Source organism: Bifidobacterium sp. RTP21102st3_E2_RTP21102_210122 (genome assembly GCF_040916945.1).
Taxonomy (GTDB): Bacteria; Actinomycetota; Actinomycetes; order Actinomycetales; family Bifidobacteriaceae; genus Bifidobacterium; species Bifidobacterium longum.
Map to the genome: position 1 here is coordinate 231056 of NZ_JBCPAN010000003.1, position 14645 is coordinate 245700.

Consider the following 14645-nt stretch of genomic DNA (forward strand, 5'->3'; position numbering starts at 1 on the left):
GAACGACCGCGTACTACGAAACAAGACATCGAGTTGTAAGCAAAGGAGCGAATATGAGCGAATGCAGCGTCAAACACCTGAAGTGGGGCGCCACCTGGCCCAGTCGCGGCCAGTTCCACGAACTGGCCGACGCCGGCTACCGTGTGATTCCGATCGTGCGCCGTCTGCTCGCCGACTCGCTCACCCCGGTCGGCTTCTACGAGCGTCTCGCCGGCGGCCGATCCGGCACCTTCATCCTCGAATCGGCGGAATACGGCGGCACGTGGAGCCGTTACAGCTTCATCGGCGTCAACTCGATGGCCCAGCTGCGCTCCAACAACGGTCAGGCCGACTGGCTGGGCAAGGTCCCGGTCGGCGTGCCCGTCACCGGTGATGTAGTCGAAGTCGCTCACGCCACGTTGAAGACTCTGAAGGCCCCGCATGTGGAAGGCCTGCCGAACCTGACCAGCGGTCTGGTCGGCACGGTCGGCTGGGATGCCATCCGCCACTGGGAACCGACCCTGCGCGCCGAAGCTCCGGACGAGACCGGCCAGCCTGAGACCGTGCTTGCCCTGGCCACCGATATCGCCGTGGTCGACCACGTATCCGGTTCGGTATGGCTCATCGCCAATGCGGTGAATGTGGATGATAAATCCACTCGCGCCGACGCTGCCTACAACGAGGCCGTCGCTCGACTCGACCAGATGCAGCGCGATGCCGCCACCCCGGCTCCGGACGAGTCCCGCGTCAACATCCTGGACGAAACGGTCGCCCAACCCGAGCTGCGCTTCCGCACCGAGAAGAGCCACTACGAGCAGGCCGTCGAACGAGCCAAGCAGTACATCGTCGACGGCGACGTGTTCCAGGTGGTCATCTCCCAGCGCCTCGACATCGATTCGCCTGCTGACCCGTTCGACGTGTACCGTGTGTTGCGCACGCTGAACCCGAGCCCGTACATGTATTTCATGGCGTTGACCGACGCTCAGGGCCGCGACTTCAACGTGATCGGCTCCAGCCCGGAAACCCTCATCAAGGTGGACAACGGCCACGCGATGACCTTCCCGATTGCTGGATCCCGCCCTCGCGGCGCCACCCCTGAGGAAGACGAGAAATTCGCCAAGGAGCTGCTTGCCGATCCGAAGGAATGCAGCGAGCACATCATGCTCGTCGACCTGTCTCGCAACGACCTGAGTAAGGTGTGCGTGCCGCAGTCCGTGGAAGTCGTGCAGCTCATGGACATCAAGCGTTTCAGCCACATCATGCACATCTGCTCGACGGTCACCGGCAAGGTCGACCCCTCGCTGACCGCATTCGATGTGTTCAAGTCCGCGTTCCCGGCCGGCACGCTGTCTGGCGCGCCTAAGCCGCGCGCAGTCGAAATCATCGACGAGTTGGAACCGGCCGACCGCGGCATCTACGGCGGCACCGTCGGCTACTTCGATTTCTCCGGCAACATGGACATGGCCATCGCCATCCGCACCGCGTTCCTGCGCGACCATGAGGCGAGCGTGCAGGCCGGTGCCGGCATTGTGCTCGACTCCGTGCCCGCCACCGAATGGCAGGAGACGCGCAACAAGGCCGAGGCCAGCGTCGAATCCATCCAGATCGCCGCCCAGTTGCGCGAACTGTAACGTTCAACGCATAGCGATGCCCCCGCTGACAGAAGTTGTCGGCGGGGGCATCGCTGTCTGTACGTTAGTGGGTTTCGCCCATGATGTCGGTGGCGTCGGTTTCGGTGCTCACAGCGGCTTCGATGGCAGCTTCGATACCGTGCGCCATGGTCGCGATTTCCATGGTCGGCGTGCCGTTCGGTTTGTGACCGGACGCTTCAATCGCACCCACCGCCATCGGCATAATGACCGGACGCACGAACCCGGCCACGCCACCAAAACTCACGTTGAACGCGGCGGACACGAGACGCATCACACCATACAGGGCGATCACCATACCGGGCGTCGCATTCTTCACCTTGCCGATCAGTTGCGCGGCTGCGTATGGACACATGAGCGTCGGCTGAGCCCGGTCGGCATGGTGTTCGCTATGATGGACAGTCGGACTTTGGTAAGAGACAGTATTCGTAACAGGCAAGTAGGTTATTCATGGCTATTGAGGTGCAGGGACTTGAAATTCAGATCGGCGCGCGCACGCTGCTTCACCCCACCAACTTCCATGTGGCCAAGGGAGACAAGATCGGTCTGGTGGGCCGCAACGGCGCCGGCAAGACCACGCTGACCCGCGTGATCACCGGCGACATGCTGCCCACCGCCGGCAAGGTGCGCGTCTCCGGCAAGCTCGGCTACCTGCCGCAGGACACGCATGCCTCCGATCCCACACAGACCGCGCTCGACCGCATGATGAGCGCGCGCGACATCGCCACCATCATCAACCGCATCCGCAAGGCCGAAAAGGATATGACCGACCCGGATCCGGACGTGATGAGCAAGGCCATGACCCGGTACGACAAGGCCATGCAGGACTTCGACAAGGCCGGCGGCTACGCGGCCCAGTCCGAGGCGATTTCCATGGCCGCCTCGCTCGGCCTGCCGCAGGAGGTCATGGAGCAGCAGCTCGGCACGCTCTCCGGTGGCCAGCGCCGCCGCATCGAGCTGGCGCGCATCCTGTTCTCCAATGCCGACACCCTGATCCTCGACGAGCCGACCAACCACTTGGATGCCGATTCCATCGAATGGCTGCGCGGCTACTTGAAGAAGTACGAGGGCGGCTTCCTGGTCATCTCCCACTCCACCGAACTGCTGGACGAAGTGGTGAACAAGGTCTGGCATCTGGACGCGCAGCTCGGCCAGATCGACATGTATTCGCTTGGCTGGAAGGCCTACCTGCACCAGCGCGTGGTGGACGAGGAGCGCCGCCGCCGCGAACGCGAAGTGGCCGAGAAGAAGGCCGACCGTCTCATGAAGCAAGGCATTCGACTGCACGCCAAGGCCACCAAGGCCGTGGCGGCGCAGAACATGATGCGCCGTGCCGAAAAGCTGCTGGAAAACACCTCCGAGGCGCAGAAGGCCGAGAAGGTGGCGGACATCCGTTTCCCCGAGCCCGCGCCCTGCGGCCGCACGCCGATCATGGCCAAGGATATTTCCAAGGCCTACGGTTCCAACATCGTGTTCGCCGGCGTGAACCTGGCCATCGACAAGGGCTCGCGTGTGGTGATCCTCGGCTACAACGGTGCCGGCAAGACCACCACGCTGCGCCTGCTGGCCCACATCGAGGAGCCGGACACCGGTTCCGTGGAATACGGTCACGGCTGCAAGATCGGCTACTTCGCGCAGGAGCACGACACCTTGGATCTGAACGCCACCGTGTTGGAGAACCTGCAGCATGTGGCGCCCGAGCTCGATAACACGCAGGCCCGTTCGATTCTCGGCTCGTTCCTGTTCTCCGGTGACGACGCGATGAAACCGGCTCACGTGCTTTCCGGCGGTGAGAAGACCCGTCTGGCTCTGGCCACGCTGGTCACCTCGCGAGCCAACGTGCTGCTGCTCGACGAGCCCACCAACAACCTCGACCCCGCTTCCCGTGAGGAGATTCTGAAGGCCATTGCCAAGTATGAGGGCGCCATCGTGCTCGTCACCCACGATGAGGGCGCCGTCGAGGCGCTCAACCCCGAGCGCGTGCTCCTCATGCCCGACGGCGACGAAGACCTCTGGAATGATTCGTATCTCGAACTCGTAGCTGAAGAATAGTAGTAAACTCGTAGCCGAAGAATAGTAGTAGGAGAGGTCTGCCATGCCAACCACAACAGGTAAGAAAATCGCCATCGTCACCGGCAGCGCGCTGGGCTTGGGCTACGAGCTCGCCAGCCAGCTCATCGCCAACGGCTGGCTGGTGGCCGGTGTCGACTTCAATGCCGAACGTCAGGCCGAACTGACCGCGCAGTGGCCCGATGACTCCTACCGCGCCTACGTCGGCGACATCACCGACGAAGCGTTCGTGAAGGAATCCGTGGCGGATATCGCCACGCTCGGCCACATCGATTTGCTCATCAACAACGCCGGCCAGCCTTCGTTCAAGGTGCCCACCGCCTACGAGGCCGCCGACGTCGACAAATGTCTCAAGGGACTCAAAGGCATGATTCTGTGGACGGTGGAAACCCTCAAGGCCTGCGGCGAGCAGAACGTGAAAATCGCCCAGATTATGAGCACCGCCGCCACACGCGGCAACGCGAACGAAAGCGTGTACTGCGCCACCAAGTGGGGTGAGAAAGGCTACACCAAGAGCCTGCAGGCCGCATACAAGGGCACCAGTGTCAAGGTGGTCGCCGTCTATCCGGGCGGCATTGATACCGCTTTCTACCGTGACAGTCGCGACTACGTCTCCGAGGCCAAGCAGCACACCTTCATGCAGCCCGGCCCGCTGGCTGAAGTCATCCTCTTCAACCTGATCAACGAGGCCAACCTCACCGTCACCGACATCGAGATCAACCGCAACAGCTGAGCCTGCTAGTCTGAGATTTCAGCGCCTTGGTACATACTTGGTGCCAAGGCATTTCGCGTGTGGAGAGCGAATGCACATCAGTGACGATGAGTTTGAACGGGCAATTGAACAGGTGTTGGATGATTTGCCTGAACGGTTTGCGCGGGTGCTGGAGAATGTCGGCATCGTCGTTGCGGACGAACCCAATGAGCGCGAACTGGCCACAATGAGCAATCCGTGCGGTGAACTGCTCGGACTGTATGAGGGCATACCCATCACGAAGCGAACTACGGGCTACAGCGGCGTGATACCGGACGTCATCACCCTGTTCAAGGGGCCGCATGAACGCGTATGCTCAACACAGGCCGAGCTGCGCCAACGGATCCGCAAAACCGTGTTGCACGAAATCGGCCATTATTTCGGCTTCGATGACGAGTATCTGCACTCGCACGGCTACTGAAGCGATGCTAGTTTCACTAGCGGGGAGCCGCCATACTGCCGTATGTTGCCAGGTCTACTGCAAGTGGTGCAACGCACGGATGATGGCGCAACGGTCCTCGACGGTTCCCTCGTTGGCGCACATGGTGGCGTACCAACGCGGATTGCGCAAGGTCTCGACGCCGGTGGCCTCATCCGTGGCGACGAGCGTGTGCAGATCGTTGGCGTACTGGAAATGCAGGTGGCTGAGCAGCCCGCCCTCGGCGAACGCCTTGCGCGAAGGCAGCGGATTGATGGCAAGTAGCCAGCGGAACGGGCTGTCTTCGGCGGCCGGATCGGTGGTGTGGAACACGAAGGTGGGGGAGCCTTCGAGACCGTGCTCGATGACATGGTCGATGGTGTATTCGTAGGTGTCGAGGCTGGTGTCGTCCTCGGCGAACCATTCGATGGCGAGCGCGGCATCGTCCGTGGAGCCGGATTCGGCGGCCGGCTCGTTCACACGCCAGTAGCCGATATGGATGATGTTCTCCGGGCTGGTGGTGGAGCAAGCCATCGACCAGAACGTCCTGATGCCGCGCGCGGCCATCGGGGCCATCTTCGGGTTGGCGAGCACCGCCTGCTCGGCGGCTTCCCAGGTCTGCTGGATGGCGGCGTCATCCGAATCAATGTAATGCTCGAAGCTTTCCCATTCACCGAGCCAGTCGGTGATGTCGAAGGCCGTGGAATCCGTGGTGTTGCTGGCGGTCATTGCGCGTTCCTTTCATGGGTGGATGCGGTGGCGAAATTGGTAGAGGCATTAGGGTTGGGGCTGCTGGCATCTGGGTTACTGGCATGCGAGCCGTTGTTCCCGGAATCGTCGGCGCCAAGATTGACAATGCGGTCGCACCAGCCGGCGGCGAGCTCCTCATCGTGGGTGACCACGAGAATCGCCTTGCCTTGGCTCGCCAGTTGCCGCAGCAGTTCGCCGACCTGCTCCATGTGGTAGCGGTCGAGTCCGCTGGTGGGCTCGTCAAAGATGATGAGGTCCTTGCCGCACATCAATGCCGAGCCGATGGCAACCCGCTGCTTCTGCCCGCCGGACAGGCTCATCGGATGCCGTTCGACGAACGCTGCAAGGTCAAGATCGGCCATGACCTGATTGGCTTGAGCGGTGATGCCGGCATCCGTCTCGTCGAGTCCGATGAGCAGTTCCTCGCGCACGCTGTCGGAGAACAGTTGGTAGTTGACATCTTGCATGACTAGGAATCCGGCGCGGGTCAGGTCGCGCGGTTTCGCGGGCACGCCGTTGAGCTCGATGCGGCCCGAAACAGGCTTGATGAGTCCGGTCAACGTGCGCACGAGCGTGGTCTTGCCGCAGCCGTTGTTGCCCATGAGCCCGGTGATTTCGCCGGCACGGAACCGCAGGTCCGGGATGGCGCGGGTGAAGCCGTCCTTGCCTTTGTATCCGATGGTGAGGTTATGGGTGCCGAGCAATGCCGAAGTGCACTCATCCGCGGCCGGGCTTGAAGCCAGCGTCGCAATCCGGTGCCGATACGGTTGCAGGTCCAACGCCCGCAATCCCATGGCGGCCACGCAGCCGGGGGAGAGGGACAGGAATTCATCGGCCTCGTAATCCTGCACGATATGCCCGCCGTCGAATACCACGTACCGGTCGGCCACGCCGTTGAGCCATGCGAGTCGGTGTTCGGCGATTACGATGGTGAGCCCTTCGTCCTTCATCTGCTCGATCATGGCGCGCATGTCCGCGATGGCGTTCGCGTCGAGATTGCTGGTCGGCTCATCCAATACCACGAGCCTGGGCCCCAGCATGGTGGCCGCCGCCACGGCGATGCGCTGCTTTTGGCCGCCCGACAGGTGGAAGATGCTGCGATGCAGCAGATGCCCAATGCCAAAGCGCTCAGCCACGGCCGTGATACGACGATTGATGTCCTCGGCCGGCAGCCCTATGTTTTCGGCCGGGAAGGCGAGCTCGTCGGTGACGTTCGCGTTGAAATACTGGGTTTTCGGGTTTTGGAACACGCTGCCGACCAGCGGGGTGAGCCGGTCGATCGGCACGGTCTCCACATCCAGCCCGCACGTGGTCTGGTTGCCGGCGAACGCACCATGGAAGAATGAGGGGATGAGCCCGTTGGCAACGCGCGTATAGCTGGTTTTGCCGCAGCCGCTCGCCCCGCACAGCACGATGCACTCGCCTGCGGGCACGGTCAACGTGATGTCGCGCAATGCCGGCTCTGCGGCATGGTCATAGGTAAAGGAGATGCCACGGGAGGCGATGGTTCCCGCAGACGTGTCGAGTGGGCCACCCTTGCCGGTCCCAATAATGGCAGTTGCATTCGGCTGCGATTGGTTGCCACCCATCAGATCACCCCCGCGATATCGAGCGCGAGCGGCAAAGTGACCACAATCATGACCAGCCAGTCGACCACGGTCATACGGATCAGCGTGCGCGAGGTGTGCTCGCCCTCACGCCCGAGCCCCTTGGTCAGTGCCGCCACCGACAGGTCCTGTGCCACATTGGTGGCGTTCATCAGCAGCGGAATCAGAATGTATTCCAACGATTGGGCCGGGTGACGAACCAGCCCCCAGCCGCCGGACGCGATGCCGCGCAACGCCATCGCATTGCGAATCTGCCGGTAATCCTCGGCGATGGTCGGGAAGAAGCGGATGACCACCACACAGGGAATCACCACGGCCTCAGGCACGCGCATACGCCGCATCGCGCAGATGAACGCGCTCGCGGACGTGGTGGTGAACGTATACGCGCCGGTGATGAAACAGGGCAGCATCATCGTGACGCCCACGGCCAGCGCGGAGACCACATGCAGCCACGGCAGTCCCAGGGCATCGGGGTCGAGCATTCCCAGCGCGGTGAGTACTGCATAGGTCACGCCGAAGTTCAACGCGGTTCGCCATCGGGCGGCCGCCAGCAGGGGCAGCAGGAACAGCACGACCATGACGATTTGCGTGGCGAGCCCTACGTGGAAGAACAGCATGAGGTTCGCCACCAGCAGAAGGTAGAGTTTCGCGCGCGGATCGAGCGTCCGGCGGGCAGGATTCATCAGGCGATACCGGCCTTGATGAAGTGCTTCTTCATCATGCGCTGGCCGAACCAGCCGCCGAGAACCGCGCACACCAGAATCGCGATCATCGAGATGAAGAACGTGCCGGTGTTGATGTTGACGAATACGCCGTCGATGTAGGCTGCGTCCTTGCCGCGCGCCTGCAGGCTCGCCACGTAGGCGTCCTTCATGAACCACAGGGGCAGGATCGGGCCGGTCAGGCCGTAGGAGAACACCACGTAGCTGACGAGCAGTAGCGCCTTGCTCTTATACTTGCCGGCGCGCGCGATGAGGTCGGCCGCCACCGGGAACACGATGCTGGCGATGAACGAAAGCACGAAATGCCCGGAGATGAACAGGAACAGTCCGATGATCACGCCCATGACGGTGATGCCGCCGAATTTGCCGAGGCGTGCGGCCAGCAGCATGTACACGCAGCCGGAGATGAGGGCCGTGATGGCGGGCAGGAAGATGGAGCCGAAGCCGCCGGTGAACAGGGTGCTCACCAGTGTGGCGATGCACACCATCACGAAGTACAGGGCCGCAAACACGCCGATGGTGATGAGGTCGGAGACCTCCAGTTTGCCGGATTTGGCGGGCTTGTTGAGCTGGTCAGAGGTTTCGGCGGGCGTGTTCGGTGCGGTCACGATGTTTTCCGTTTCGTATGCATTGACAATATTCCTCTCGCCAATCTAACGATGATTTCCCGCAAAGGCAATAGTCTGTCTGTGATTTTTAGCATGGCTTGGCGCCCCTCCCTGTGGGGGGCGAAGGACGTGGCGCGGGCGGGGTGTGGTTCGCGGCTATCGGCTAGTATGGTGCGGTCACGACAGAGGGAGGCATGCTGTGGCCGATGTGATGCGGGAGCTGGAACGGCTGCGACCGGTGTATGAGACGGGCGTCCTGCGGTTGCTGTTGCGCCAGAACGCGATGCTGTACGTGTCGCTGCTGCGTTCCACGTTCGACCCGCTCACCGGCGAGCTGCCGCGCGAGACCGTGGAGGAGCGGTTCGCGCAAAGTCTGAACGCTCTGGCCGACGCCGGCGAATATGCGCCGCGCGAGGACCAGACCTTCGCCGAGGCCGCTCATCAGATCCTCGCCGACCTGACCCGTGAAGGCGAAGGCGACTACGCCTGGCTCGCCAACTCGCATGATGCGGCCTCACACCGATTCCTCTACCGTTTGACGGCCCGCGCCCACCGCGCCATCGAGGCGCTGAGCAGGCTCGAAGACGAATCACGCGCCCTGTCCGGCGCGCAGGCCAACAGCATCATCATGGAAATCGAGCACGCGCGCATGCAGCTGACCGCCGACCCCGGCGAGCGCATCAAACTCCTCAACCGTGAAATCAAGGAACGCAAGCACGAGATCAAACGCATCCAACAGGGCAAGCAGCATGCCACGCTGAGCGAAGCCCAGGTGGAGGACGTGATCGCCGTGATCCACAACACGCTGCGCGGCGTGCCCATCGACCTGCGCGAACTCGTGCTCGACGAGCGGGACAACGGCGACGCCTTGCGCCGGCGCATGCAGGCCGGCGACATCAGCGTGGACGAGAACCTGACCCGCTACCACGATGAATACCGCCGCTCGTTCAGCGAATCAGACAGCGGCCGCCGCTTCGAGGACGCCTTCCAGGTGATCATCACCGACGAGGGCCGCCAGCAAATCGACGAAGCCCTGCGCGCCATCGCCAAAACCCCGTATCTGGCCGGCGAATCCGGCGTGCTGCTCGGCCAGATCCGCGACGAACTGGCCCGCATCTACGACGGCATCGAAGCCGTGCGCCGCCAGATGCGCGTCTCCGACGAGGCGATCAGCCGGCTCGTGCGCCAGCAAACCGACACTCGCTACCGCACGATGCTCACCCGCTTGAACCGACTGTACGCGCGCCTCAACGCGGATGCGAAAACCCATATGGGAGACGCCTCGCGCCCGTACGACACGGCCACCTCGGACGCGCTGTTCGCGCCATTGCCGATGCGCCCGGCCAAATCCATGACCCGCGCCACCGCACCCGGCCTGAGCGACCTCGCCGCCGAAGCCCCGCAGTCGACTCCGGTGGCCGATCTGCGGGACATGGTCAACAGCGGCGGCCCCCGACTCCTGCGCATGGTCAGCCTCATCCGGCGCAACCCGGTGACCGTTGACAGGTCCGATGACAGGCCCGGCGCAACCCTCGTGGACATCGCCGCCAGCTTCAACCGGCTGCCCGAAAGCGAACGCCGCGAAAGCGAGATCGTCGGCTTCCTGGGCGGGCTGGGAGCCGTAAGCGGCAACGCCATCGCCGACGAGCCGTCCACTGACGGCGTCGGCGTCGGGGTCGACAGCGACATCGCCACCGAGCCGGCCCCGGCGCAGCGCGGCGATACCGCGACCTGGCATTGCGTATCGATCGACGGCGAGCCCCGGAACTGGATCACTAGACCGGTGCTGGCCGACATGGACGAGCTGAGCATCATTGTGGAGGAAGGATGACCGTGGCCGAGGAACACGAGGAACACGAGGAGCATATGGACAACGCCAACCCGTACGCCCTGTTCGAAGGCGACACCGGCGACATGCCGGCCGAGGCACGCATGGCCGCCATCGCCCTCAAACGCGACCGCTATATCAGCGGGCCCACCTACGACACCGTGCTCGACAACCGCGACGCCGTCGTACGCTCCCTGAACAACGACCTGCTCGACTTGGTGATCAACGAACGCTACCGCATCATGTACGCCACGCCCGTGGCCGGCGACGACGTGACCCTGCGCTCGCTCAAAACCCGTGTCAGCCTCAAACGCGAGGAGGCCGCGCTGCTCGCCTTCCTGCGCATCCGCGTCCTCGAATACGAGAACGTGCACGCCGACCCCGCCGACTGGCTCGTCAGCTTTGAGGAGATCCGCGCCGCGCTCGCCACCGGCGCCGGCTATCTGGCCGCCCGCAACGACGAGGAAGGCGTGGCAAAGCAGATCGGCACCATCGTCTCCGCGATGATCACCTACGGGTATTTGGTGCGCCTGGACGACGAAGCCATGTACCAGATCACGCCGCTCGTGCCCGTGGTGCTCGACCGCGAACTGGCCGACACCTGGCTCGACGTCGCGGAACACGGCGACGGCGACACGGAAGATGACGATGACGACGAGAAGGGAGCCGAATGATGCAGGCGACAGACGTGCAGATGATCGCGGACCGGTGGATGCTGGAATCCCGCCGACTCATCAACTGGGGCTCCTATGAGGGCTACCACGAATTCCGCCCCTCCACGGACCACAAGCTGCCGGTGACCCTGCTCGCCGGCGCCAGCGAATCCGGCAAATCCACGCTGGTCGACGCGCAGATCTCCCTGCTGTACCCAACCGGCACGCCGTTCAACAAGGCCTCGAACTCCGGCCGCTCCGAACGCAGCGACTACACCTACCTGCGCGGCATGGTCGGCGTGGGCAGCACCGAAACCGGCGACGAGCCGCTCTACCTGCGCGGCCGCGACGAGAACGGCGCACCGCAACCCGTGTGGGGCGCCATCGTGGACACCTATCGCAACCAGACCACCGGCCAGGTGCTCTCCTGCGCCAAATTCCTCTACCTGATGCCCGGCGACGGCCGCGGCGACGTGCGCCGACAGTACGTGGTCTGGGGCAAGCCCGTGGACCCCAGGCGCATGGACCAATACCGTGACGCCCCGTTCACGCCGGCCCAGCTCAAAGCCACCTACCCCGACTGCCTCACATTCCCCAGCGCCGAAGCGTTCCACACACACATCTGGAGCGCAATGGGCCTGAGCGAGGCCGCCTGCCGACTGCTGCACAAGATCCAGTCCGCCGACGCGCCCTCCCGGCTCGACGACATCTTCAAACAAGGCGTGCTCGGCGTGCCCGAAGCCCTGGACCTGGCCCGCACCACGGTCGAGGACTACGAACGTTACGACGAGAACTTCCACGCCATGGACGAGAAGACCCGCCGCATGGACACGCTGCGCGGCATCCAACAGGCCTACGGCGAATACGCCGCCGCACGCGGCAAGGCCCGCGCCTTCGAACCGGTCAAGCCGGCCGTCGACGGCACGGTGCCGGCCGTGCTGCGCGACTGGGCATTGGCCCGCATGCGCGGCGAAGTCGCCGTCCAACTGCCCGCCGATCGCGCCGAACAACAGAACAGCGAGGCGGAAGCCAAGCTGCTGCGCCGCCGAACCGAAGACCTGCGCACCCGTCTCGACATGATCCGAGGCCAGATGCAGGGTCTGGACGGCGGCGACCTGACCCGACTCGAACTCGAACTCGACCAGGCCCGCCGCACCCTCGAAGACGTGCAAGCCAACCGAACACGAATCAAACAAACGTTCGCATCCATCGGCGAGACGCTGCCCGGCGACGAACAGGCCTGGAACGAACGCCGCATCAACGCCGTGAACTTCAAACGCGAATACAACAAACGAGACGGCGAATGCGAGGAAGCCCTCACCGCCGCCATCAACGCGCGGGCCGGCGCACGCGGCGACCTCGAACGACTGCAACGCGACTTCGACCGGCAACGCTCCCAGCGCACCCGCATCTCCCAGCAGATGGACGAAACCCGCGCCATGCTCTGCCGCGCCACCGGACTCACCCCCGCCGAACTGCCGTACGTGGCCGAACTCATGGACGTGAACGAACACGAGGAAGACTGGCGTCTCGCCATGAACGTCGCCTACGCGCCCATCGCCCAGACCATCCTCGTCGACAAGCGCCACGAACAGGGCTTCGCCGCCAAAGTCAGCACCATCGACCCGCGCACCATGCCCCGACGCACCTGGCAGTTCGTGGACACCGCACGCCACTACGACGACACCGGCGCGCACGCGAACATACTCACCGGAGAACAGGACGGCGACTGGCTGTCCGGCAAACTGCGCTACCGCGACGACTCGCCCTTCGCCGACTGGCTGCGCTCGCAGACCCAGGACGAACGATTCGACGCCCTATGCGTCACCGCCATCGACGACACCGACCGCACCAACCGTCAGGTGCAGGCCGACGGTCAGATCAAATCCGGCGCACGCGGCCAGCACGGCACCAAAGACCGCGCCCAGGTCATCGGATTCGTCAACGAAACCTACCTCAACGCGCTCGCAGCGCAGGTCGACGCCGCCCGCAACGCGCTCAGCCAAGCCGACACCGACTACACGGCCGCCAAAACACAGTCCGATAACCTCCACCGCGAACTCGAACTGGCCAACCAGCTCGCCTACACGTCCTGGGAGCGCATCGACATCGCCGGCGCGCAACGGACCATCACGGACACGCAGGACGCCATCGCATCCATCAAAAACGATCCCAAGCTCGCCGAACTCGCCAAACAGCGCGACGAACTGAACGCCGAACTCGACCGTGTGGAACGCCAGCGCATCGAATCCGACCAGGCCGCGGCCCGCGCCGGCAGCGCCGTCGAAGCGGCGCTCATCTGGCTGCGCGACCATGCCGACACCGGCACGACGGACGCCGCCGGTGCCACCGCCGACAATGACGATGACGCCGCGTCCGGCCCGCTGCCGGACGAAGTCACGGCGGCGCTCGCCGAATCCTACGACAACCGATTCGCCGGACTGGCGGACGCCGCCATGCGCGCGCACATGATCATCGGCGCGGGCGCGGCAGGAACGCAGGCACCGGGGGAGAGCTTCCCCGAACGCACCATCGCCGGCATCGGCAAGGACATGGCCTCCCGCATCAACCTGCTGAACGGCCAGGCCGATGCCGCACGCACCGGCGTCGAATCGAAAATGAGCACCTACATCGCGCTCTACGCGGCCGACGATGATTCGCTGACCGCCAGCGTGGAGGACTACCGGTACTATCTCGACGAACTCGCCAGCCTCACCCAGCTGGCCGCGGTCGCCGCCACCGACGCCGAATACCGGCGCTGCCTCGAACAGCTGCTCAGGAGCTTCCTGACCATCAAACGCGCCATCGACACGGATGCCAGCGACATCCACGACCAGCTTGACCGCATCAACGCCATGCTCAAAGGCCAGCAGTTCGGTCCCAAGCACGGCAGCCTGTCCCTGCACGCGGACGTGCGCCGTCCCGAGCGCACCTTCTGGGCGCAGCTCATCCGCGTCATCGGCACCCTGAACGATTGGAAATCCGCCGACGTCAACGATTCCGACGCCTCGCGCAAGGCTTTCGCGGCCTGCGCGCCGATGGTCGGGCTGCTGCGCGCCGAACTCGCGCAGGTCAAGGACGCGAACGGCGTGAAAAGCTACGGCGCCCGCAACCTCGACCCGCGTTGCCGCTCGTCCTTCTACGCCATCGTGCATCATGCCGACGGCCCGGATGAACGCATCACCTCCACCGGCGGCCGTTCGGGCGGCGCCTTGCAGGAGCTTACCTCATTCGTATACGGCGCGGCGCTCATCTACCTGCTCGGCGGCGGCCTGACCAGCGAGCCCTCGTACACCACGCTGTTCCTCGACGAGGCGCTCATCAAGGCCGACGGCCGTTACACGCAGCGCGCCCTCACGGTGCTGCCGCGCCTCGGATTCCAGGTCATCGTCTCCGCCCCGGAAAGCAAGACCGGCGAAATCCTCGAGGTCTCCACCAAGGCCTACGTGACCTACAAGGACCCCGACACCGGCCTCACCTCCCTGCGCGAGGCCGTGCTGCATCAGAATGACATGGACGATGAATCATCGTCGGATATATTGAAGGATGACGGGGTTGCCGAATGAGCAGTCCTGGCGTCGCCGGTATTAAGACGATTCGGTTCGACTCG

The 14645-nt window shown here is 64.0% G+C and carries 12 protein-coding genes; 7 read left to right on the forward strand and 5 right to left on the reverse strand.

Annotated features, from left to right (window positions below; genetic code table 11):
- Nucleotides 1–53 precede the first annotated feature (53 nt).
- Nucleotides 54–1610 carry an anthranilate synthase component I gene (gene trpE, locus AB5287_RS04825; protein WP_075662120.1) on the forward strand — a complete coding sequence of 519 codons (1557 nt, stop codon included), beginning with the start codon at nucleotides 54–56 and terminating at the stop codon, nucleotides 1608–1610.
- Nucleotides 1611–1674: 64 nt separating this feature from the next.
- Here trpE and AB5287_RS04830 read toward each other — a convergent pair whose 3' ends face one another.
- Nucleotides 1675–1983, reverse strand: a complete 309-nt coding sequence (locus AB5287_RS04830; RefSeq protein WP_032735485.1) for a 5-oxoproline transporter, DUF969 family subunit — start codon at nucleotides 1981–1983, stop codon at nucleotides 1675–1677.
- A gap of 95 nt (nucleotides 1984–2078) precedes the next feature.
- Here AB5287_RS04830 and AB5287_RS04835 point away from each other — a divergent pair, with 95 nt between their 5' ends.
- The 3 genes from AB5287_RS04835 to AB5287_RS04845 all read left to right on the forward strand — a co-directional run bounded on the left by AB5287_RS04835 (nucleotide 2079) and on the right by AB5287_RS04845 (nucleotide 4870).
- Entirely contained in the window at nucleotides 2079–3680 is a 1602-nt protein-coding gene (locus tag AB5287_RS04835; RefSeq protein WP_007052765.1) for an ABC-F family ATP-binding cassette domain-containing protein, read from the forward strand.
- 43 nt (nucleotides 3681–3723) lie between these two features.
- The gene (locus AB5287_RS04840; protein ID WP_007052766.1) at nucleotides 3724–4431 is read left to right on the forward strand and encodes an SDR family NAD(P)-dependent oxidoreductase; all 708 of its coding nucleotides are present in this window, start codon (nucleotides 3724–3726) and stop codon (nucleotides 4429–4431) included.
- A 70-nt stretch (nucleotides 4432–4501) separates the two neighbouring features.
- Complete coding sequence (locus AB5287_RS04845; protein ID WP_008783321.1) at nucleotides 4502–4870, forward strand: metallopeptidase family protein; 369 nt, start codon at nucleotides 4502–4504, stop codon at nucleotides 4868–4870.
- A gap of 54 nt (nucleotides 4871–4924) precedes the next feature.
- On the opposite strand, the gene AB5287_RS04850 is transcribed toward AB5287_RS04845, so the two are convergent.
- Genes AB5287_RS04850 through AB5287_RS04865 form a run of 4 tightly spaced genes read right to left on the reverse strand, consistent with a single transcriptional unit; the run spans nucleotide 4925 to nucleotide 8554 of the window.
- A complete protein-coding gene (locus AB5287_RS04850) occupies nucleotides 4925–5596 on the reverse strand; it encodes a hypothetical protein (RefSeq protein ID WP_007054306.1) in 672 nt (223 codons plus the stop codon).
- On the reverse strand, nucleotides 5593–7206 hold the full coding sequence (locus AB5287_RS04855) for an ABC transporter ATP-binding protein (protein ID WP_131213127.1): 1614 nt from the start codon (nucleotides 7204–7206) through the stop codon (nucleotides 5593–5595). The genes AB5287_RS04850 and AB5287_RS04855 overlap by 4 nt, the downstream gene beginning before the upstream one ends.
- On the reverse strand, nucleotides 7206–7907 hold the full coding sequence (locus tag AB5287_RS04860) for an energy-coupling factor transporter transmembrane component T (protein ID WP_007054304.1): 702 nt from the start codon (nucleotides 7905–7907) through the stop codon (nucleotides 7206–7208). The genes AB5287_RS04855 and AB5287_RS04860 overlap by 1 nt, the downstream gene beginning before the upstream one ends.
- Nucleotides 7907–8554, reverse strand: a complete 648-nt coding sequence (locus AB5287_RS04865) for an MptD family putative ECF transporter S component (protein ID WP_008783739.1) — start codon at nucleotides 8552–8554, stop codon at nucleotides 7907–7909. Before AB5287_RS04865 ends, AB5287_RS04860 begins: the two co-directional genes overlap by 1 nt.
- Before the next feature lie 199 nt (nucleotides 8555–8753).
- Here AB5287_RS04865 and AB5287_RS04870 point away from each other — a divergent pair, with 199 nt between their 5' ends.
- From AB5287_RS04870 to AB5287_RS04880, 3 genes are read left to right on the forward strand one after another with little or no spacing between them, the layout of a single operon-like run.
- Complete coding sequence (locus tag AB5287_RS04870; protein WP_013410832.1) at nucleotides 8754–10385, forward strand: DUF3375 domain-containing protein; 1632 nt, start codon at nucleotides 8754–8756, stop codon at nucleotides 10383–10385.
- On the forward strand, nucleotides 10382–11056 hold the full coding sequence (locus tag AB5287_RS04875; RefSeq protein ID WP_368220783.1) for a DUF4194 domain-containing protein: 675 nt from the start codon (nucleotides 10382–10384) through the stop codon (nucleotides 11054–11056). Before AB5287_RS04870 ends, AB5287_RS04875 begins: the two co-directional genes overlap by 4 nt.
- A complete protein-coding gene (locus AB5287_RS04880; protein ID WP_013410833.1) occupies nucleotides 11053–14601 on the forward strand; it encodes an ATP-binding protein in 3549 nt (1182 codons plus the stop codon). Before AB5287_RS04875 ends, AB5287_RS04880 begins: the two co-directional genes overlap by 4 nt.
- Nucleotides 14602–14645 lie beyond the last annotated feature (44 nt).